Below are 19,428 nucleotides of genomic sequence, written 5' to 3'. Positions count from 1 at the left end.
ATGATTAAACCCATAGATCAAGAAGAGTTCACAATTAAATAATACCGCTTAAATACAAATAAGATTTTGACGCCTTATCGGACGAATCATCGCTATAATTTTTTCTGATAAAGCCCTGCGCGTACTGTTCCGGCTTTGCTCGATTTAAGCAATTGCCATGTGTTGGGAAGTTGCAACTGAGTCAACTCCCGATCTGCTTCGACATAAATATAGGCATTTTCACGGGCCAGAGGATCAAGTAAAATAGCTAATTCTGTCCATAAATCTAGGCTGTAAGGCGGATCTAGAAAGATCACATCAAACTGTTGATTCAGTTTAGGTAAAACCTGCTGTGCGGTGGCGACTTTTAAGTGGCAATTTTTCGCCTCAAGTAACTGGATATTCTGCTTGAGAATTTTGGCCTGTAGCGCTTCTGGTTCGATCATCAGCACCGAAGCTGCTCCACGCGACAAAGCCTCAAAGCCCAGTGCGCCAGAACCCGTACAAACATCGAGCACGGCCGCATTTTGAATATCCCACATGAGCCAGTTAAATAATGTTTCACGAACACGATCTGGGGTGGGGCGTAAACCCTCGACATTGGCAAATGGAAGCTGTCGACGTTTCCATTGCCCACCAATAATACGTAGCTGATTTTTCATTATTCTGAGATCTCTGCTGAGGCAGGTGTAGATACGGCACTGACCGAAGAGGCAGCAGTGTTTGGTTTCTGCTCTGGTTTATTGCGATTTGACACGGCATTTGGATCTGCTTCAAGTAAAGCTCCGCTAGGAAGCTCGCCTGGCTTAATACCGGCTGTCATCAAGCCGCCACTCAGTTGATGATTGGCTGGTCGGATTGGATTTTTCTTGCGGGTCAGCAGCCAATAGTCAAATAATGGGCGCGAAAGCTGAGCTGCCGATCCACCATGTCGACCATTTTCCCACACCACAGCCACCGCAATTTCAGGGGTTTCAGCAGGTGCGAATCCAACAAATAGACCATGGTCGAGTTGGCGCTCAGACAAAATTGACTCGTTGTAGCGTTTGCCTTGCGCAATACTTTTAACCTGAGCTGTCCCTGTTTTGCCTGCAATTTGATACATTGGTGTACGAATACCGCGACCTGTACCACTTTGAATCACATCAATCATGGCATCGCGCATATTGACCCAGTCCTGTTCTGTGCCATTAAACTGGATTTTACCGTCCGGTGCATTGTGTACCTTAAAGGGTTTGGCGCCATGTGCAGAACGAAGTACATGCGGTGTCACATGAGCACCGTGGTTGGCCATAATTGATGTAGCCATTGCAAGCTGGAGTGGTGTTGCAGTAAATGCACCCTGACCAATACTCACAGAAATCGTTTCGCCTTTGAGCCATTTCGATTTACGCGTGCGCATTTTCCACTCTGGATTTGGGTACAGGCCTTCACTCTCACTCGGTAAATCAACCCCTGTTTTTTGACCAAAACCAAATTGACGCATCCAGGCATTCATTTTGTCGATTCCCATCTGATACGACAATACATAGAAATAGGTATCGCAAGAATCGATAATCGATTTATGCAAATTCACCATACCATGACCGCCTTTTTTCCAGTCACGGAACTTATGAGAATCCCCCGGAAGATGGAAATAACCGGGATCATAGATACTGGTCGACCAGTCTACAGTGCCATAATGAATGCCGCCCAATCCTTCCATTGGTTTAATGGTTGAACCCGGTGGATAGACCCCTTGTAAGGCACGGTTATACAGTGGCTGATCGAGATTGTCTCGCAAGGCACTGTAGTCCACATGACTAATCCCTGTTACAAATAAATTTGGATTAAAGCTTGGGCTAGATACCAGCGCCAGAATTTCACCTGTACGCGGATCCATCGCCACGATTGCACCACGACGACCGACTAGTTGTTCGGCAGCCACCACTTGCAAGCCGTAATCGATTGAAAGATAAAGGTCGTTACCTCGTACCGGTTCTTTACGCCCAAGATGACGCAAGATATTGCTGTGGGCATCGGCCTCGACTGATTCGTATCCCGGTGTTCCGTGTAACAAGTCTTCGTAGGTTTTTTCTACTCCGATCTTGCCAATCAGGTTGGTTCCAGCGTAGGTGTCTTTATTGAGCGTTTGAAGCTCTTTTTCATTGATGCGCCCCACGTAACCAATCACATGTGCAAACAGATCCCCGTGCGGGTAATAGCGAGTCATCTGTGTCTCAATTTTTACACCCGGAAAGTTATATTTCTGTTCACTAAACTTGGCAATATCTGCTTCGGTCAGATTAAGTTTAATCGATACGCGCTCAGTTTTACGTGCTGTTTTAATTCGCGTTTTAAAACGATCAATATCTTCTTGTGTAAGGGTAAGAATAGGGGTGAGTCGTTCGAGTGTACCATCGATATCTTCAACATCTGCGCGGCTCATGGTTGCCGTAAAGACCGGATAATTATCGGCCAGTAACACGCCGTTTCGGTCGTAAATGTAACCCCGAGCAGGAGGAAGAGGTTGCAGTCGAATCCGGTTTTTGTCAGAGGCTGTAGAGAACTCATCAAAATGCACAATTTGCAAATAGGCATAACGGCTCATCAACACCAGTAAGCAGCAACACACCAAGCCAATTGCAAAAAAGATTCGCCCTCGATACAGACGCTTTTCTTGCTGGTTATCTTTTAACGGAAAGTGCTGCTTCATACCAATAGACTTTAACTTGAACGACACAAATAAATAGCCGTAAAGTTTACCCTATCACGCTTATAAAACAGAGATAAATTTTAAGTATTCATCCACAATCGAGATCAGTTTTTTGACATTTGCGCCATCAAAATTGTAAGGTGCTGTATATAAGAACGAAACTATTTCTGTTAAAGTCACAAAACAGTTAAAGGAATGCTCTAAATTGAAGATGTTTGGAGAAACACGGAGAAAATAATGAAAAAAATATATTCCTTTCTTGCTCTCTTAACCTTTAGTTCGGTGACATGTGCAAGTGTTCAGGATTATTTGCCTGAAGCAAAGTTGCAAGGCAAAGATGTTAGTCCGTTCAATGTCGGCTTGGGAGTCACCCAGCAACTGGCACATGTGAATGGCGAATGGGTCAATCCTTATGGCATTGCTTATTTAAAGGCAGGCGCCTATCTCAATGGCGATCATACCTTTGGCGGGCAAGTTGGCTTCCGTTATCCATATTATCTCACAGGCAAAAATCAAAATGGATACTACTTAGGTGTATATGCTGGTACGCTAGAAAGCCGCCGAGTCGACAATGATTACACCTCACGATTGGGTGGTGGCGTCGATTTGGCGTATGTTTGGTTAAATAAAGATCGAATCAGTACCTTTAGTGTTGGCATTGGTGCCGCAGAAGCGTTAAAAAATACAGATGGGTCTACTGTAGTTGATACCAAACCTCAATTACAGTTTGCTTATACGCTAAGTTTTGGTCTTTAAAGTGCCGAGATTTCTTCATCATAAATACACCCATCAAGTAATAAAGAAATACGAGAGTAATGGATGTTAGATTTCATCAGTGATTTGTGGCAAACCTTTTTAAATCGACCTGATCATTTGGCGGTGATGAGTATCATCCCAGTGACTGCATTTGTGACATGGGCACATGTGTGGATGGCTTTAAAGATGGTCTTTTATCCAATTAACTTCTGGGGATTTCATCTAGGTCCGTTACCCGTGGGCTGGCAAGGAATTGTGCCACGTAAAGCGGGTCGTATTTCTGGCATCATTACCGACAACACGCTTTCAAAATTGGGTTCGTTGCGTGAGTTTCTTGAGGCCATGGACCCAGAAGATATGGCCAGAATTATTGGTGAGCAAGTCGGCTTTGAACTTGAGCACCTGATTGATGAAGTCATGATTGACCGAAATGCCGTGCTCTGGGAAAACTTACCCTATTCGATTAAACGCAGAATTTATGCTCAAGCCCATAAGCAGTTACCCGGTGTACTCCGAGAATTGGTTACAGAGTTGACTTTAAATGTAGAGTCACTGGTGAATATGCGTGAAATGGTCGTCAGCCAAATGGAAGGCGATCGCCGTTTAATGGTGAGAATGTTTTTAAAAGTAGGTCAGAAGGAAATTAACTTTATCTGGCATATCAGTGCACTAATTGGAATGTTTTTTGGTGTGTTTCAAATGCTGGTCTGGTTTTTGGTGCCATGGCACTGGACAGTGCCTTTCTGGGCGGCTATCTGGGGCTTTCTCACCAACTGGATTGCAATCTGGATGGTGTTTAATCCAGTCGAGCCACACTATGTCCGTTATCCACAGTTTTTCCGTTTAACACAAGATCGTAAATTTCCGTGGGTGGTGCCTGTCGTGCCGCGGATGGGAACTTATAATGTTCAAGGCGCTTTTATGAAGCGTCAAGAAGAAGTATCGGATGTATTTGCAAGTGTCGTCACTGAAGATCTGATTACCTTGAAGTCGATCATGACTGAAATGATGTATGGCAGTAAAAAAGACAAGACCCGTCGTATAGTTAAACGCCATATCAATGAAATAATGGAAACTCCATTGGTAAGAACCTCACTTCAACTCTCCTTAGGGCCACGCGAATATGCTAAACTCAAGACAGACTTGATTGATCGCTCAATTGAAATTACGATGGTGCCTGTATGCGACCCTGCGTTCAATGCGAGCCGTGCACAAAAAATATTTCAGATGTTTAAAGACCGTATTCGTGAGTTAACTCCAAAAGAGTTTCAAAACCTTCTACGTCCGGCATTCCAAGAGGATGAGTGGATACTGATTGTGCTTGGTGGGGTCACCGGATTTTTTGCAGGTTTAATACATTTGTTTGTCGCTTTCTTATAATTTAGATGCTGGTAGATGTGACACAAGGTGTCATACTCCAGAGCATCGTGATGATTGTTTTTAATGAGGATGCTTTCTTATGCGCATTATTTTACTCGGACCACCTGGAGCAGGTAAAGGTACTCAGGCTCAGTTGATCTGTAAGCGCTATGATATCCCACAAATTTCAACCGGTGATATGCTCCGTGCTGCAATTCGTGAAGGAACTGAACTTGGTCTAAAAGCCAAAAGTGTAATGGAGTCTGGTGGTCTGGTATCAGATGAACTGATCATCGGTTTGGTAAAAGAGCGTATCGCGCAACCTGACTGTTCAAATGGTTGTATTTTTGATGGTTTCCCACGCACTATTCCACAAGCTGAAGCACTGGAAAAAGAAGGGATCACAATCGATCACGTGATTGAAATTGCGGTACCAGACGAAGAAATCGTAAAACGTCTTTCTGGCCGTCGTCAGCATCCAGCATCTGGTCGTGTTTACCACATCGAATACAATCCACCAAAAGTAGAAGGTAAAGACGATGTAACAGGTGAAGAACTGGTACAGCGTCCCGACGATCTAGAAGAAACCATTCGTAAGCGCCTTGGCTCTTATCACAGCGAAACTGAGCAATTGGTTGGCTTCTATCAAGGTCGTGCGGCATCTGGCGAAAATGCACCAACCTATGACAAGCTTGATGGCTTACGTACAATCGATGTTGTACAAAAAGATCTATTTGCTATTTTAGACAAAACTAAATAATTCGTTTGGTTTTTGCTAATATAAGAGAGTCCTGAGCATTCAGGGCTCTTTTCTTTTTTGAGGATATCTGTTTGCTAAAGATCGCATTAATCTTTTTGGTGGTGATAAGTCTATTGGTTTTGTTGTTTCTGCTCTATCAAAGCCAGAAAATGCTACGTCAAGTGCAAAAACAAGAGCTTGCAGAAAAACGTTTAAATCAGCAGAACAAGCGCAAAATACTGCACCCAAAGCTCAAACAAAAAAAGTGAGTGCATCGCTCATGTAAACACTTTTATTTTGAAAAAAATTAAGGTGTTGCTTGAATGGTCACAGCGCGCTCTGCACCATAAGCATAACGCTCTGGCCAGTTACATACATCGGATACTACACATTCTGCGCATTTTGGCTTTCTGGCCACACAGCAATATCGTCCGTGCAAAATTAGCCAGTGATGCGCATCGGTAATAAATTCTTTTGGAATAACTTTAATTAGACGGTGTTCCACCTCAAGCACATTTTTGCCCACGGCTAAGCCTGTGCGGTTTCCTAAACGAAAAATATGTGTATCGACTGCCATGGTGGGCTGCCCAAATGCGGTATTTAACACCACATTTGCGGTTTTGCGTCCTACACCTGGAAGTGCCTCAAGCTCTGCTCGGGTTTGAGGAACCTCGCCTTGATATTTTTCAATTAAAATTTGACAGGTTTTAATCACATTTTCAGCTTTGGCATTATATAAGCCAATGGTTTTTATATAAGTTTTTAAGCCTTCAACACCCAGGGCATAAATTTGTGCGGCAGAATTGGCCACCGGAAACAGTTTGTCTGTGGCTTTGTTTACACTTACATCGGTGGCCTGAGCCGAAAGCATGACCGCAATCAGTAATTCAAATGCATTACTGTAATTTAACTCAGTTTGTGGGTGAGGGCGCTGTGCTCTAAGGCGCTCAAAAAACGTCTGGATCTGTTTTTTGGTCATGTTTTTAACTGGCATTTAATTCCCCTGAAGCAGATTCAGTTGTTGTTGCAATTGCTCAAGTTGCTGCTGTTTCTTTGCATCTGCTCGAACGCTTAATTGCTTTTCCAGTTTTTTAATTTGGGTGCGAAGCTTGGCAAGTTCAATCGTAATAGATGCATCCTGTTTTGTGACTGTTTTAGCTGCAACTTCAATACGTTCAATTGAAGGCAGTTCATCTATCCACTGCGAAAATTGAGAAAACAATTCGGTGTCAATTTCTGCACGAACAATCGGGCCTTTGCGGTCGATACGGCGGCGTTCTTCACGTTGAATGTGCGCATAATAACGTTGTCGAAGTTGCTGTTGTTCCTGTTCTTGTTGCAAAGCAGTAGGAAGCGGCGCAGTATCTTCAACCAGTTCGATACAATCGACAGGACAAGGTGGGATACAAAGCTCGCATCCTGTACACAGATCCGTCAAAACAGTATGCATCAGCTTGCCGCTGCCAATAATCGCATCGACCGGACAGGCACTGATACACTTGGTACATCCAATGCATTCATCCTCACGAATGATTGCTTTCATACGCTGCGGGCGCCCATCGGACTGAATTGGCCAGACACTTTTTTCTGCAAGCAGTGGCGGGCGGTTGAGTCGAGCTGCAAGAGCATCTGCAACAGGTTGACCGCCCGGAATACATTTATTTGCCGCTTCACCTTCTAAAATGGCCTTTGCATAAGGCAGACATCCATCTCGATGTCCGCACAAACCACATTGAGTTTGCGGCAAAATACGGTCTATTTCGCGTAAAAGTGCAAAAGCGTTATTGGTCATAAGAGAAAAATATTCAGTACAAAAAGGAACGTCAGCTTAAGCCCGGCATTTTAGCACAGAAGTCGCTATATGATCCCGTAATCCAGTAACACTTATTATTCAAAAAAAGGCCTGATCGCAGTGATCAGGCCTTTGAGTGTCTGGATTGAATCATCCGCTGGCTTATTTGGACTTCACCATTTCTTGCTCAACGGTCATGTCATGGATATAGACATATTTAGATTGATCTGCCGCAGGATTTTTTCGTTCATAGCGTTTTACACGAACAATTACGCGTTGATCTGCACGATGTTGAAAGCCCTCGATTTGGTCATAAAATAATGACCAGTCTTTATCAACTTGGGTTTTAATCCCTTTATCGTCATATTTAATTTCGCGAACTTGCAGACAAGTTTGCGGTGCAACACCTGTACACGATTTAGTTTCAGGTGCAATTTCCAAGAAAATGATTTCGCCCTGAGACTGATATTTGGTTTCCGGTGTCATGCTGCCTTTAAACTCAAATGTTTGTCCTGCGGCATTGGTTAACATCAGACTTGGCTGTTCAATTGAGCGAGTATCGAGTTTGAAATGAGTGCTTTTGTCGCTAAGAAGGTTAGCTGCAAACTGCTCATTTTTCATCAGTGCTGGCTCACATGCTTTCATGGTAGAAGCCAGCGCTGAAGTCACGAGTTGCTGATCGTTAAGCTTCCATGTACCACCTTGGTTGTTACACCCTGTATGAATACTCAAGTTCTGATCGCTAAAACTTAAGATAATCGGCTGTGGCGCACCTTCAGGTTGATACGACCATGTATAAGCAGTTAAGGCTTTAGTGGCATCGACTTTTTGTTCTTGTACAACAGAAACAGGCTGGGTTTGATTCATTGATTGGCAGGCCATAAGTGAAAATGGCAAAAGAGCAAGAATTAAATATTTAATTTTCATGGAACAACATTCTTTCAATTTAAGGCCTAAATCCTAACGAATTTATTGCAGAAAAAAAGACACATCTATTAGGCTTTAAGTGTAATAAATGTATCTATTTTGCAACATAGAAGGCACCTAAACTTACAAAGTTTTAATTTTTGCTTAAGTTTAATTCAAATCTATAAGTGATTAATCGAAACGGTAAATGTCCATCCCTAAAGATCCCATCGAAAAACTACTGTGAACGATAGAGAAACGATTCCCAGTACCCATAGCAAAAAACAAGGGTGCAAAATGTTCGATGGTAGGGTGGTTACGCTCGATGTGAGGTAGGTCTGGCCAGTTTAAGATGGCATCATAATCTTGGTGGGTCAGTTTATTCACCACATGGTTTCGAAAGCCAGATGCCCATTCTGGAATATTTTGCAGATTACCTTGCCAGCGCAATTCGGCCAGATTATGAGTGATGCTTCCCGATCCGATCAGTAAAATTTGTTGTTCTCGCAGCGGTGCTAGTGCTTGTCCAACTGCATAAATTTCATCTGAATTGAGTTGCATGGGCAGCGAAATTTCAATGACAGGTATATCTGCCTCTGGATACATATGCAGGAGCGGCATCCAAACCCCATGATCGCGGGGCCGTGTGCTGTTGGCATGCGCGGTCAAATGTGCATCGGCTAAACGCTTTAATATATCTTCTGCCAATTCAGGTGCACCAGGTGCAGGATAATGAATACGATACAACTCAGCTGGAAAGCCTCGAAAATCGTGCCATGTTTGGGGGCGGGTTGATGTGCTGACTTCAAGCGACTGACTTTCCCAGTGCGCAGACATCACCACAATTGCTTTCGGTTTTGGCAAGTTAAAACTCAACCGGTGCAGGGCAGGCCCCACTTGTTCGGGGTCGACTGCCAGCATAGGAGAGCCATGGGAGATAAACAAGCCAGGGAGTGTTTGTGGACTCATATGATGCTGTACCTAGTAGACAAGTCTGCTGCACAGTTTGCTGTACAGCAACAGATTCATTTGAACGACTTATCGGGGCATATACTTAACTGCATTAAGCCCGATGATAAGGATGATTGTGATTAATGCTCATGGCCCTGTATAGCTGTTCGATCAGCAATACACGCACCAGTGGATGTGGCATGGTGAGCTTAGACAAAGACCAGTGCCATGCAGCAGCCTGACGAACCTGATCGGAAAGACCATCAGGCCCGCCAATGGCCAATGCAATATCCTGTCCGTCTTGCATCCAGCCCTTCATGGTCAGGGCGAGTTTTTCTGTGCTTAACTCACGGCCGCCGACTTCAAGTGCAATCAGCACTTCACCTGGTTTTAGGGCGTTTAAAATACTTTCACCTTCGAGTTGACAGTATTTTAAAATATCGGCCTGCGAGTCATTTTTACCCCGTTTTGCCATAGGCAGTTCAATCACTTGTGTTTGAACAAACGGTTGGATGCGTTTGAAATAATCTTCAAAACCCGTGAGTACCCATGCTGGCATTTTTTGCCCAATGGTGAGAAGACGGATTTTCATTACAATACTCACAGGTGAAATCATCGGTACCAGTATAACGATAAAGCCCCGAATGATCATGCCCCGCCGTGCAGATCGTATTCAAATGTTTAGCCACTAAACAACACGAAGAAATTCAGGTAAAAAAACGCAGCCCAAAAGCGTGAAGGACTGCGGTTAAAAGGGCCACCTGTCTGGAGAATCAGATGACCACACTGGAAAAATGAAACAATCATAATAAGTACCCTTAAGATTATTATGGGTATTATTGGTTAATTTTCAACCTATATAATGTAAAAAAAGAGAGCCGAAGCTCTCTTTTTTATAACCAACTGGAATTAGTGACGTGCTGCTTTTGATTCTTCAACAGGCTTCACAATAGGTGCTTTTACCAAAGGTTTAGGCTGTTCTGTCAAAGCTAAAGGTAAGATTTCATCAATGCTTTTCACTGCTTTGATTTCTAAACCTTCTTTAACATTGTCTGGTATTTCAGCCAAATCACGCACGTTATCTTGTGGAATAAAGACTAACTTGATACCACCACGGTGGGCAGCCAGCAGTTTTTCTTTCAAACCACCAATACGCAGTGCATTCCCACGTAGAGATGTTTCACCTGTCATGGCAATGTCGGCACGGATCGGAATACCAGTAAATGCCGATACAAGTGCGGTAGTCAGTGCCAAACCAGCAGACGGACCGTCTTTTGGTGTAGCGCCTTCAGGCAAATGCACGTGAACATCGGTTTCTTCAAAGCGAGAGGCTTCAATACCCAATTCGTCTGCACGTGTTCTCACTACCGTCATGGCCGCAGTAATCGACTCTTTCATCACATCACCAAGCGAACCTGTTGTAATGAATTTACCTTTACCTTTGACGGCTGCAACTTCAATGGTGAGTAACTCGCCACCGACTGATGTCCATGCCAAGCCGTTTACACGACCGACCTGAGCCTCTTCTTCTGCAATACCAAAGTCAAACTTGTGTGGACCAAGATATTCTGGAAGCGTTTCTTGAGTCACATCGATATGCAGATTTTTACTCTTTTTGCTGACCGCTTCTTTAACCACTTTACGTGCAATCTTAGACACTTCACGCTCAAGGCTACGCACACCTGCTTCACGTGTGTAGCGTCGTACAATGTCACGAATCGCTTCTTCATGAACAGTCAATTCACTGCTACGTAAACCGTTATCTTTGATCGCTTTAGGAACCAAGTAACGGTCAGCAATATTAACTTTCTCTTCTTCGGTGTAGCCCGGAAGACGAATCACTTCCATACGGTCTAACAACGCTTCTGGAATGTTCATGCTGTTTGCAGTACAGATAAACATCACTTCAGACAGGTCAAGGTCAAGATCAAGATAATGATCGTTGAACTTATTGTTCTGTGATGGGTCAAGTACTTCTAACATGGCAGATGCAGGGTCACCACGATAGTCTTGTGCCATCTTGTCGATTTCATCGAGCAAGAACAATGGGTTTTTTACACCCACTTTGGTTAGAGACTGCACGATTTTACCTGGCATCGCACCGATGTAGGTACGACGATGCCCGCGAATCTCGGCTTCGTCACGTACACCACCAAGTGCCATACGCACAAACTCACGACCTGTGGCTTTTGCGATCGATTCACCCAGTGAGGTTTTACCCACACCTGGAGGGCCGACCAAGCACAAAATCGGGCCACGTAACTTTTTCACACGCGATTGAACAGCAAGATATTCGACAATACGGTCTTTGACATCATCAAGACCATAGTGGTCTGCATCTAGAATTTCCTGCGCTTTTTTCAGGTTAATGCTGACTTTGCTTGCAGTGTTCCAAGGCGTATCTAGAATCACTTCAAGATAGTTGCGCACTACCGCTGCTTCACTTGAAGCTGGCTGCATTGCTTTTAATTTACGAAACTCAGCTTCTGCTTTTTTGCGCACATGTTCAGGCAAATCTGCTTCAGCAAGACGTTTTTCAATTTCTGCAACATCGTCTTCTGCGCCGCCGTTCATATCGGAAAGCTCGCGTTGAATCACTTTCATTTTTTCATTGAGAAAGTATTCGCGCTGATTCTTTTCCATTTGGCGTTTGACGCTGTCATGCAAGGTCTGCTCTATTTGCTGCTCGGCAGATTGTTGTACCAAGTAGCTGGTCAGCTCTTGCAAGTGTGCTTCAAATTCGTCGTGCTCGAGAAACTTTTGTTTTACATCAATGTTTAATGGCACGCGTGTTGCCACAAAAAACATCAGTTGCAGCAAATCTTCAATTTTATTTGCTGCCGCAACAAGTTCACGAGCATTACGCAGTTTTGCTTCAGCATATTGAGCAAACAAAGTACGTAATTCCTGCAAACGCGTTTCTTGAGTCGCGGAATCGCTATCAACCGTCATGGGGCTCAATTGATGTTCGGCAGTCAAATAACTGTCTTCATCAATAATTTTTGTGAGTTTTGAACGGTATAAACCTTCAATCAAAACCTTGATACAGTTTTCATCATTTTCGTGATTCACAACTTGCACAATCTTCGCGACGGTACCGTATTGATAAAGGTTGTCGTGATCAATTTCTTCTGTGAGAGAATCCTTTTGTGCAACTACAAATACTAAATTGTCACTGTTACGAGCCACATCAACTGCATTGATCGATTTTTCACGACCTACAAATAGCGCAATTTGCATGTGTGGATACACCACCACATCACGTAGTGCTAAGAGCGGTAATACACTTGGAACCTGAGGCTCTAAGGTTTCTACATTCATAATATTTTCAGACATGGGCACTCCTAATGAGTGACAACGAGGTTGCCATGTTTTTATAGTGATGGGTATTTTAAAAATTACAAGGGCATGACAATCGAAAATGTCAAAAAATTGAGCAAATCGCTCAGATTTTTTTTATCAAGCTGATGGTTTTTTTGAATGGGCGTTTGAAAATATAGCATTTTTTTGGTGTAACCAGTGCATCAAGTGATTGATCCCACGGTGCACGTTGAATATTTTCAGCAATATACTGAAACTCATGTGCCAGTCCGAGACGGATTGGACGCTTCGGTGCGATGGATAATGTTTTATCGTAAAACCCGCCACCCATGCCCACGCGTGAGCCTGTAGTGTCACAAATCACCAGTGGCATTATCACCAGATCAAGCTTGGAGATCGGTTGCCCGCGTGTTGCCATAGGTTCGTACATACCTAAACGATGCTTTGTAAAACGATGGTTTTGATATTGATGCTTAGAAATTTCAACCCAAACCAGTCGCTGATTCATGGCGCAGACTTTAGGTAGAAACACCTTAATGTTTCGCTTGAAACACTCTTTAATCAGCGCTTGTGTTCGAATTTCTCCAAAGGCATCTAGGTAAATGCCTGCACGCATAATAGACTGACGAGTTCGATCAAGAAAAAAACGAAACTGAGCCAGTACACGTTGCGCTGCACGTTGCTGTGCAAAACGTGAACTTTGCCGACGCTGTTTGGCAATGTGTCGGCGTAGTTGCTGTAGTGCTGAACCGGAAAGTGGTGCTGTAGCGTGAGGCACAACTGATGTCATTGGATGTATCCCGAGCTTAGGTTTTGATCAGCTTGTCATGCCATATAATTGCTTATAGCTTAGCGGGCTCTTACATAAAATTAAAGTACGTTAAAACTGGATCTGCCACTGAGTGAACAGATCCGTGTATTTATTCATTTTGATCAAGCGTGCCTTTAGTTATGTCATTCATTAAAAATCAGCACATCAAAATTTCGATTATGAATAACCTGTTTGGCTTGTTGCTCAAGTGAATTATCATGCGATGAGCTAATCACAATCATCGGCGCTTTACGGTCAATTGCGCCATTTAATTGCGCTATAGTCCATAAGTAAGCCCGACGCTCTGGTTCAAATTGCAAACCATCCGAGAGTTCCTGTGCGTAATTATCCGATACATTGCTTTGCCAGTCAGTGACCACATATACAGGCTGTTTCAAGTCGAGTAAGAAAGGCAGGTCGTAGTAGTAACGATCGTAAAACACCACTTTGGTATTGGGATGAATGTACGCCGTGAAATTGATTTGATCGTGATTATTTTTAATATCAAAAATGCGTGTAGCGAAGGGTACTACACTACACAGCACAATCAGGCAGGCAGCCACATAATGTGCATATTCGAGTTTATGCCGATGGAGTAGCTGTAAAAATAACAATGGAGAATACACCAGCAGTGCTGCCATTAAAATAATTTGCCACTTTTGTACACTCGATAAATTAAAATCCAGTGGAATGAAGTACAATGTAGCGGCCAGAACAAATCCCAGCAAACCAACAAAAGCTGCTGGCGCGTATTTTTGCATGCGGGTCAGTTGTTGAGTATTTAGAGTTGATTTCTCAAAAGCTACTGCACACAAGATAATCAGTGGTGTGAGTGCCGGTAAAATATAGCCTGCAAGTTTTGACGGTGGAATAGAAAAAAAGATGACAACAGACACCAACCACCAGATCAGTAATTGCCCAACCGGGTTTAATCGCTGTTGGTGCAGTATAGTGCGAAGGCCTGTCCATCTTAAGGTGAGTAACCAAGGCAATAGGCTCACCAGTAAAATGACCAAGTAAAAAAACCACGATTGCTTGTTGTTGAACTGATTAGAATGGAAACGGTTAAATTGTTGATCGATAAAAAAGTAATGCAAAAAATCTGGATAAATTTGCTGCATTTGATACAGCCACGGTAGGGTAAGTGCCGCCAGAAACAACAAAGCAAAAGGATTAAAAAACGCCGGAATACGCTTGTACTGCCGGGTGTAAAGCAGCCATGGAAGCAGAATCATTCCGGGAATTAAAATGCCGATCAGCCCTTTGGTTAAAAAGGCAGAGGCGGCAAAAAAGTACCCCAAGAACAGCATGGCTTTTCGATTGCACAAACTAAAATCGACCAGACAAAATACCGATAAGGTGATGCCTGTTGCCAGCAGTAAATCATGATTAACGTATTGACTGCTCCCAAAGAAAAGCAAATTGGTTGCCATCATCAAGATGCTCAGTTCGGCAATTTTTTGAGAGAGATATTTACGAACAAACAGGTAGGTTCCAATCAAAAGCAAGCTTGCCGCCAGTACAGGAACCAAGCGCACAACCCAGACATGCACACCAAAAATATGCATCGCAATACTGCTCAACCAGTGCAGCATAGGGGGTTTGTGAATAAATGGCAGACTATCTAAACGTGGAACAAGCCAGTCGCCTGACTCAAACATATGGCGGCTGATATCTGCATAACGGCCTTCATCGGGGATTGATAAAAAGCGGACCGTGGCGCATACAAATAGCCAAACAGAAATTAAACCGAGCTTGATCGGTGAGGTACGTAACCATGACGGCATACAGGCTATCCTTCTGGCTGAAAGGCAAAAATTCGATTCAATAAAAAAGTAAAGACTGAGCTAAAACCAATTGCTGTCAATACACTGAAAGCGGTGGGCAAGTGAAAGGCTTCTTTCAGACTAAGTACCAGTGCTTCATTCAATAAAAATCCGCTACAGGCCACCATCAAGAAACGAAACATCATTTGGCGATGCTGGGCATTTGAAGTCGCAAAGGTAAAATAGCGATGTCCAAAATAACTCATCCAAAAAGCCACGCTAAAGCCAGCCAAATTCGACCAAGCAAGCGCAAGCCGTGTCTTTTCAAGTATGATCACGACTGTCACATGAATGGCGGCAGCACACAGCCCAATGAGGCAAAAACGAATAAACTGCGCACTGATATGTTGATTTTTAGGGTTCAGATGCATGCGGTTTAATTTCGGGTAACGTGTGGGAATGCTTAAATTGCGAGAATTCGCCAGACACAATATAGCGTGGGCGGTTTTTAACTTCGGCATAAATTCGGGCAATGTATTCGCCTACAATTCCCAAAAATAACAGCTGAATGCCACCAAGCAAGGTGAGTGCAATGACCAATGTTGCCCAGCCCGGTACACGAACGCCTTCGACCAGTGTTTCAATCAGAATCCATCCACCATAACTCATAGCAATGAGCGCCATTAAAGCCCCTAAATAAATACTCAAACGAAGGGGAAGATCTGAAAACCCGGTCAAACCAGACATGGCAAGACGAAATAATGACTTGGCATTGAATGTTGACGTGCCATGCTGACGTTCTTGTTCTGAAAAATGAATACCAATACTTTTAAATCCAACCCAAGCATACAAGCCTTTCATATAACGATTTCTTTCTGGTAAGCGGCGGATGGCATCGACGACCTTGGCGTCCATCAATCGAAAGTCACCTGCATTTTCAGGAATATCGATTGGAGAGCTAAGATTTAAAACTTTATAGTAGTGATTGGTCAGTATACGTTTTAACCAAGACTCACTGCTTCGATTGCGAATGCCGTACACCATATCGTAGCCATTCTTCCAAAGATTAATCATGGTCGGAATGGCATCTAGAGGATGCTGAAAATCGGCATCGATCAGTAAAGTAATTTCACCAGTCACCCGATCTAAGCCTGCACTCAATGCGGCTTCTTTACCAAAATTGCGCGACAGTTCGAGTACAATCAGTGGATAATGATCCACCATAGATTGCAAGACGTGAAGCGTATCGTCTTGACTGCCGTCATCGACCACAATAATTTCATAATGCAATTGTTGCTGATCCAGCGATTTTGCCAGCGCGGGAATAAATGTTTTTAGGTTCTCTGCTTCGTTATAAGCCGGAACAACACAAGACAAAAAAGGAGAAGTGTGCATTAGATTGCTCCTAATGGACCAAGCTGGATATGGTGATGTCGGCAGTCTTGCTGAAATTGTGCTGAGTCGAAGTATTCAAACTCGCGTACACGTGCAGCATGAATCGGGTCATGACTAGACTGGCTGTGGGAAAGTGCAGGGTGACACATGATTAACAGTTGATCTTGCGCTTGAGCAAGCCACTGCTGGTTCAAAAGCGCATAAGATTGGGCGTCAAAACTATAAATACCGGCAAAGGTAGAATTTTGGTGAATATTGTAATGCTGACACATCTCGCTAAAACGTGTAGCACCGAGTAATTTGAGTAGCGTGACTTTGATTCGCGTATTTGGCGTTAAAACAGGGTGGCGCAGACTGCGTACCCAGCCTTTAAATTGCTGTTGATTGAGAAATTTAAATAAAGCTTCACGAATAACGGGAAACTGATGTACATGCTGGTGCCCATCGACAAAATCAGGCATTCGACCTGTCGCAGAGCAAAATAATTCCCACTGACAAGCAATGCTGTCGCGAACTTTAGTTTGTGAAAGCTGGCCAGTCCATGCGCCGAGCATGAGTTTCGGTAATCGCTCGGTATAATCCTGAACGCCAAAGTTTTGGGTAAAATTTAGATGTAATCCAATTTCGGCAGTTGTATCAAGACTTGTTAATACTTTGGCATCTTGAAACCAAGAGGGTGATTGAGTCATGCATGAGGTGGCATGAATGCGCTCTTTTTCAAGCAACGATAAAATCGCCGATGAAATTTCGGGACGCATAGAAAAATCGTCGGCACAGTAACACACTTTAGCCATTGCTTCGTCTCATCTTAAGGGTCAAACATGTGCAGCAGGGTTACCTGTCATGTTTTGTATAATGATGACTATCGAGGCAAAGACTTAAGCCTAAATTAAGTGCAAAAAATTGAATCTTTATAGAATCTAATGAGAAGTGTTATTTAATTTGATATTAAAGCTGAAATTAATATTTGCTAGTTAAGCGAGCATGTCGCGCTCAATTGAGGAATGATTTAAGGGAATATTGGCTACATACAAAAGGGAAAGGGTTATCGGCTGTATTTGGGTATTGCTGCGATGATAAAGAAAAATAATAAAGAGGAACTAAACGTAAAAAAATTATAATTAAATGATTTAAAAATAAATGCCTCCGAAGATGCCGCTGCCTGTCATTACCCTTGAACCCTTAAGTTCAAGGTGGAAGCGACGCATACTTGCTGGGTTTCCTACTCGCGGTAGGCATACACTCTAAATATGCAGAACGCTATCCTAAAGTGATAGTATCGGCTCAGGGGATTCTGACGCGCTGGCGAGCATCCCAGAGACAGATTCAGTATAACCGATCTGAACTCAATGGCAATTCCCTTGCCATAGTGTTATGTAAACTTAGTTTTCAAGTGGTGAACGTTTGCGCGAAAATGCACAGTTCTATAGGCTTTTTTCTACATCTTGTAAAATTGCGTCTAACAATCGCTCGCAATGTTCATACTCTTGCAATGATTTATTGAGGCTGAGTACTTCTTGGGTCAATTGAAGCGCGACCATAATAACCAGCTTGTTGTGTTCAACGCGCGGCGCACTGCGGCGCATTTCATTAAAACGCTCATTCAGTACTTCAGCAGCACGTTCAAGCTCATCACGTTTTTCAACTGTGGTATTCAGACGAAAAATTTGTTCGATTAAACGTAGTTCGACGACCACTTGATCGCTCATGGGTGAATCTCCTCAGTAGGGTCGGCGAGTTGCTGGATTTCCTGAGCATGTTGATCTTGTGCCGTACCCAAAATTGCAAGTCGTTGAATGATCGCTTCAACCTTTGATTTGGCCAGTTCATTTTTTTTCAGCAACCGATCACGATCTTGTTGTAACTCTTGAATCTCTTGCTGGGTTTGGCGCTGATGTGCTTGTAACTTTTCTTTTGTAACACGTAAGTCGTTGCGCTCTGCCAAAATTTCCTGAAAACGATTTTTCAGATCTGTACAACTTTTTTCCAAACGGCTGTAGCGGTCTGCAAGTGCCGTGGCATCTGTGTTAAGTTGCTTAAACTGGCCTTGAAGTTGGGAAAGCTGATCATTTAAGGTTTCAATTTCCTCTTGCTTGGCCGTAATGATGCTATTTTTTTGCACGATTTGACTATGATGTTGGGCTTCAGTTTCATCTTTCGTCTTTACGAGCGCCTCGTTGTCACGCTCTAAATGAAGTAAACGCGTTTTTAAAACGCCAACATGCGCTTGAAGTCGCTGTAATTGTTCTAACATAACGTAGTCGCACAGAATTGCAATCAAAGGTAATATATACGAAGTATAGAGATTGGATAAGCGAATGCAAGACGATATTTCAGGTTGGAACGAGTGGAACCAAAATTTTGAAGGAATTGAGGAAATTTCAAGCCCTAGTGAGTTACATGGCTTGCTTACAGGTATAGTTTGTGTGACAGAAGCACCGACCAGAGATGAATGGTTACAAATTTTAGCAACGCTAAATGTACCGACTTTAAACGATCAGGCGCTGTCTGTGCTGTCCGATGAAGCTGAAGACGTTGCGCATGCGCTCGCCGAAGATGAGCTGGACTATTTACCTATGCTTCCAGATTCAGAGCACCTTTTGCAAGAGCGGGTACAGGCGCTTGCAGATTGGTGTGCTGGCGTGGTACTCGGCTTTGGTTTGGCTTCTGGGCACATCCGTTCAGATGAAGTTGAATTGATTGAGCATCTCCAAGATGTTGCAGCAGTCGAATTTGACGAATCAGACAACGATGAAGAAGGCGAAATGGGTTACGAAGAACTGTATGAGTTCGTTCGTTTGATTCCGGTCAGCTTATCGATTGGCCGTAAAAAAATCCCTGTTTCACAAAGCTCATTGATTAAAAGTTTTCAGTCAAAGTTGAAAAATACATCTGAATCTGATGAAAATCAGAGTATTGTTGAAATGTTTACACCACATCGTCCAAGCTAATGCTTGG

Annotated in this window: 19 protein-coding genes and 1 other RNA gene; 4 read left to right on the top strand and 16 right to left on the bottom strand. The window is 43.3% G+C overall.

What is annotated here, in order from left to right:
- Positions 1 to 92 precede the first annotated feature (92 nt).
- Positions 93 to 641, bottom strand: coding sequence for a 16S rRNA (guanine(966)-N(2))-methyltransferase RsmD (gene rsmD, locus Aso01_RS05125; protein ID WP_004936156.1), 549 nt, complete (start codon positions 639 to 641; stop codon positions 93 to 95).
- A complete protein-coding gene (gene mrdA, locus Aso01_RS05120) occupies positions 641 to 2,674 on the bottom strand; it encodes a penicillin-binding protein 2 (protein WP_004936159.1) in 2,034 nt (677 codons plus the stop codon). The genes rsmD and mrdA overlap by 1 nt, the downstream gene beginning before the upstream one ends.
- Before the next feature lie 237 nt (positions 2,675 to 2,911).
- Here mrdA and Aso01_RS05115 point away from each other — a divergent pair, with 237 nt between their 5' ends.
- The 3 genes from Aso01_RS05115 to adk all read left to right on the top strand — a co-directional run bounded on the left by Aso01_RS05115 (position 2,912) and on the right by adk (position 5,549).
- Positions 2,912 to 3,430 carry a hypothetical protein gene (locus tag Aso01_RS05115; protein WP_004936164.1) on the top strand — a complete coding sequence of 173 codons (519 nt, stop codon included), beginning with the start codon at positions 2,912 to 2,914 and terminating at the stop codon, positions 3,428 to 3,430.
- Between the two features lie 63 nt (positions 3,431 to 3,493).
- Positions 3,494 to 4,810 carry a DUF445 domain-containing protein gene (locus Aso01_RS05110; protein WP_004936167.1) on the top strand — a complete coding sequence of 439 codons (1,317 nt, stop codon included), beginning with the start codon at positions 3,494 to 3,496 and terminating at the stop codon, positions 4,808 to 4,810.
- Between the two features lie 79 nt (positions 4,811 to 4,889).
- Positions 4,890 to 5,549: an adenylate kinase gene (adk, locus tag Aso01_RS05105; protein WP_004936171.1), complete on the top strand. Its 660-nt coding sequence runs from the start codon at positions 4,890 to 4,892 to the stop codon at positions 5,547 to 5,549.
- A gap of 286 nt (positions 5,550 to 5,835) precedes the next feature.
- On the opposite strand, the gene nth is transcribed toward adk, so the two are convergent.
- The 14 genes from nth to Aso01_RS05035 all read right to left on the bottom strand — a co-directional run bounded on the left by nth (position 5,836) and on the right by Aso01_RS05035 (position 18,724).
- Positions 5,836 to 6,522 carry an endonuclease III gene (gene nth, locus Aso01_RS05100; protein ID WP_004936174.1) on the bottom strand — a complete coding sequence of 229 codons (687 nt, stop codon included), beginning with the start codon at positions 6,520 to 6,522 and terminating at the stop codon, positions 5,836 to 5,838.
- Complete coding sequence (locus Aso01_RS05095) at positions 6,523 to 7,320, bottom strand: RnfABCDGE type electron transport complex subunit B (protein ID WP_004936176.1); 798 nt, start codon at positions 7,318 to 7,320, stop codon at positions 6,523 to 6,525.
- 162 nt (positions 7,321 to 7,482) lie between these two features.
- Positions 7,483 to 8,247, bottom strand: coding sequence for an META and DUF4377 domain-containing protein (locus Aso01_RS05090; protein WP_004936177.1), 765 nt, complete (start codon positions 8,245 to 8,247; stop codon positions 7,483 to 7,485).
- A gap of 171 nt (positions 8,248 to 8,418) precedes the next feature.
- Positions 8,419 to 9,195 (bottom strand): dioxygenase family protein, encoded by a 777-nt coding sequence (locus Aso01_RS05085; RefSeq protein ID WP_004936181.1) that lies wholly within the window; start codon positions 9,193 to 9,195, stop codon positions 8,419 to 8,421.
- A 94-nt stretch (positions 9,196 to 9,289) separates the two neighbouring features.
- The gene (gene rlmH / locus Aso01_RS05080) at positions 9,290 to 9,769 is read right to left on the bottom strand and encodes a 23S rRNA (pseudouridine(1915)-N(3))-methyltransferase RlmH (protein WP_004936183.1); all 480 of its coding nucleotides are present in this window, start codon (positions 9,767 to 9,769) and stop codon (positions 9,290 to 9,292) included.
- 317 nt (positions 9,770 to 10,086) lie between these two features.
- The gene (gene lon / locus Aso01_RS05075) at positions 10,087 to 12,513 is read right to left on the bottom strand and encodes an endopeptidase La (RefSeq protein ID WP_004936186.1); all 2,427 of its coding nucleotides are present in this window, start codon (positions 12,511 to 12,513) and stop codon (positions 10,087 to 10,089) included.
- Positions 12,514 to 12,622: 109 nt separating this feature from the next.
- Positions 12,623 to 13,288, bottom strand: coding sequence for a 5-formyltetrahydrofolate cyclo-ligase (locus Aso01_RS05070; protein ID WP_004936193.1), 666 nt, complete (start codon positions 13,286 to 13,288; stop codon positions 12,623 to 12,625).
- A 164-nt stretch (positions 13,289 to 13,452) separates the two neighbouring features.
- Positions 13,453 to 15,096, bottom strand: coding sequence for an ArnT family glycosyltransferase (locus Aso01_RS05065; RefSeq protein ID WP_004936196.1), 1,644 nt, complete (start codon positions 15,094 to 15,096; stop codon positions 13,453 to 13,455).
- A gap of 5 nt (positions 15,097 to 15,101) precedes the next feature.
- Complete coding sequence (locus tag Aso01_RS05060; RefSeq protein ID WP_004936199.1) at positions 15,102 to 15,506, bottom strand: GtrA family protein; 405 nt, start codon at positions 15,504 to 15,506, stop codon at positions 15,102 to 15,104.
- Positions 15,490 to 16,470, bottom strand: coding sequence for a glycosyltransferase family 2 protein (locus tag Aso01_RS05055; RefSeq protein ID WP_004936202.1), 981 nt, complete (start codon positions 16,468 to 16,470; stop codon positions 15,490 to 15,492). Before Aso01_RS05055 ends, Aso01_RS05060 begins: the two co-directional genes overlap by 17 nt.
- A complete protein-coding gene (locus Aso01_RS05050) occupies positions 16,470 to 17,264 on the bottom strand; it encodes a ChbG/HpnK family deacetylase (protein WP_004936205.1) in 795 nt (264 codons plus the stop codon). Before Aso01_RS05050 ends, Aso01_RS05055 begins: the two co-directional genes overlap by 1 nt.
- Before the next feature lie 345 nt (positions 17,265 to 17,609).
- Positions 17,610 to 17,794, bottom strand: a non-coding RNA gene (gene ssrS, locus Aso01_RS05045) — 6S RNA.
- A 100-nt stretch (positions 17,795 to 17,894) separates the two neighbouring features.
- Positions 17,895 to 18,179, bottom strand: coding sequence for a cell division protein ZapA (locus Aso01_RS05040; RefSeq protein WP_004936208.1), 285 nt, complete (start codon positions 18,177 to 18,179; stop codon positions 17,895 to 17,897).
- Complete coding sequence (locus tag Aso01_RS05035; RefSeq protein WP_004936212.1) at positions 18,176 to 18,724, bottom strand: hypothetical protein; 549 nt, start codon at positions 18,722 to 18,724, stop codon at positions 18,176 to 18,178. The genes Aso01_RS05040 and Aso01_RS05035 overlap by 4 nt, the downstream gene beginning before the upstream one ends.
- A 64-nt stretch (positions 18,725 to 18,788) precedes the next feature.
- On the opposite strand from Aso01_RS05035, the gene Aso01_RS05030 reads away from it, so the two are divergent.
- Complete coding sequence (locus Aso01_RS05030) at positions 18,789 to 19,421, top strand: UPF0149 family protein (RefSeq protein ID WP_004936217.1); 633 nt, start codon at positions 18,789 to 18,791, stop codon at positions 19,419 to 19,421.
- Positions 19,422 to 19,428 lie beyond the last annotated feature (7 nt).

This window comes from Acinetobacter soli (assembly GCF_000760595.1).
In the GTDB taxonomy this organism is placed as follows: Bacteria; Pseudomonadota; Gammaproteobacteria; order Pseudomonadales; family Moraxellaceae; genus Acinetobacter; species Acinetobacter soli.
The sequence above is the reverse complement of the archived record's forward strand: the minus strand, read 5'-3'. Positions and strand labels throughout refer to the sequence as shown.

What these genes read in the sequence shown, in the direction of transcription:
- Aso01_RS05050 (WP_004936205.1), bottom strand. Translation starts at nt 17,264, where the DNA reads ATGGCTAAAGTGTGTTACTGTGCCGACGATTTTTCTATGCGTCCCGAA.
- nth (WP_004936174.1), bottom strand. Translation starts at nt 6,522, where the DNA reads ATGCCAGTTAAAAACATGACCAAAAAACAGATCCAGACGTTTTTTGAG.
- Aso01_RS05030 (WP_004936217.1), top strand. Translation starts at nt 18,789, where the DNA reads ATGCAAGACGATATTTCAGGTTGGAACGAGTGGAACCAAAATTTTGAA.
- Aso01_RS05090 (WP_004936177.1), bottom strand. Translation starts at nt 8,247, where the DNA reads ATGAAAATTAAATATTTAATTCTTGCTCTTTTGCCATTTTCACTTATG.
- Aso01_RS05085 (WP_004936181.1), bottom strand. Translation starts at nt 9,195, where the DNA reads ATGAGTCCACAAACACTCCCTGGCTTGTTTATCTCCCATGGCTCTCCT.
- Aso01_RS05065 (WP_004936196.1), bottom strand. Translation starts at nt 15,096, where the DNA reads ATGCCGTCATGGTTACGTACCTCACCGATCAAGCTCGGTTTAATTTCT.
- Aso01_RS05070 (WP_004936193.1), bottom strand. Translation starts at nt 13,288, where the DNA reads ATGACATCAGTTGTGCCTCACGCTACAGCACCACTTTCCGGTTCAGCA.
- rsmD (WP_004936156.1), bottom strand. Translation starts at nt 641, where the DNA reads ATGAAAAATCAGCTACGTATTATTGGTGGGCAATGGAAACGTCGACAG.
- Aso01_RS05095 (WP_004936176.1), bottom strand. Translation starts at nt 7,320, where the DNA reads ATGACCAATAACGCTTTTGCACTTTTACGCGAAATAGACCGTATTTTG.
- adk (WP_004936171.1), top strand. Translation starts at nt 4,890, where the DNA reads ATGCGCATTATTTTACTCGGACCACCTGGAGCAGGTAAAGGTACTCAG.
- Aso01_RS05110 (WP_004936167.1), top strand. Translation starts at nt 3,494, where the DNA reads ATGTTAGATTTCATCAGTGATTTGTGGCAAACCTTTTTAAATCGACCT.
- Aso01_RS05055 (WP_004936202.1), bottom strand. Translation starts at nt 16,470, where the DNA reads ATGCACACTTCTCCTTTTTTGTCTTGTGTTGTTCCGGCTTATAACGAA.
- Aso01_RS05060 (WP_004936199.1), bottom strand. Translation starts at nt 15,506, where the DNA reads ATGCATCTGAACCCTAAAAATCAACATATCAGTGCGCAGTTTATTCGT.
- mrdA (WP_004936159.1), bottom strand. Translation starts at nt 2,674, where the DNA reads ATGAAGCAGCACTTTCCGTTAAAAGATAACCAGCAAGAAAAGCGTCTG.
- Aso01_RS05040 (WP_004936208.1), bottom strand. Translation starts at nt 18,179, where the DNA reads ATGAGCGATCAAGTGGTCGTCGAACTACGTTTAATCGAACAAATTTTT.
- lon (WP_004936186.1), bottom strand. Translation starts at nt 12,513, where the DNA reads ATGTCTGAAAATATTATGAATGTAGAAACCTTAGAGCCTCAGGTTCCA.
- Aso01_RS05115 (WP_004936164.1), top strand. Translation starts at nt 2,912, where the DNA reads ATGAAAAAAATATATTCCTTTCTTGCTCTCTTAACCTTTAGTTCGGTG.
- Aso01_RS05035 (WP_004936212.1), bottom strand. Translation starts at nt 18,724, where the DNA reads ATGTTAGAACAATTACAGCGACTTCAAGCGCATGTTGGCGTTTTAAAA.
- rlmH (WP_004936183.1), bottom strand. Translation starts at nt 9,769, where the DNA reads ATGAAAATCCGTCTTCTCACCATTGGGCAAAAAATGCCAGCATGGGTA.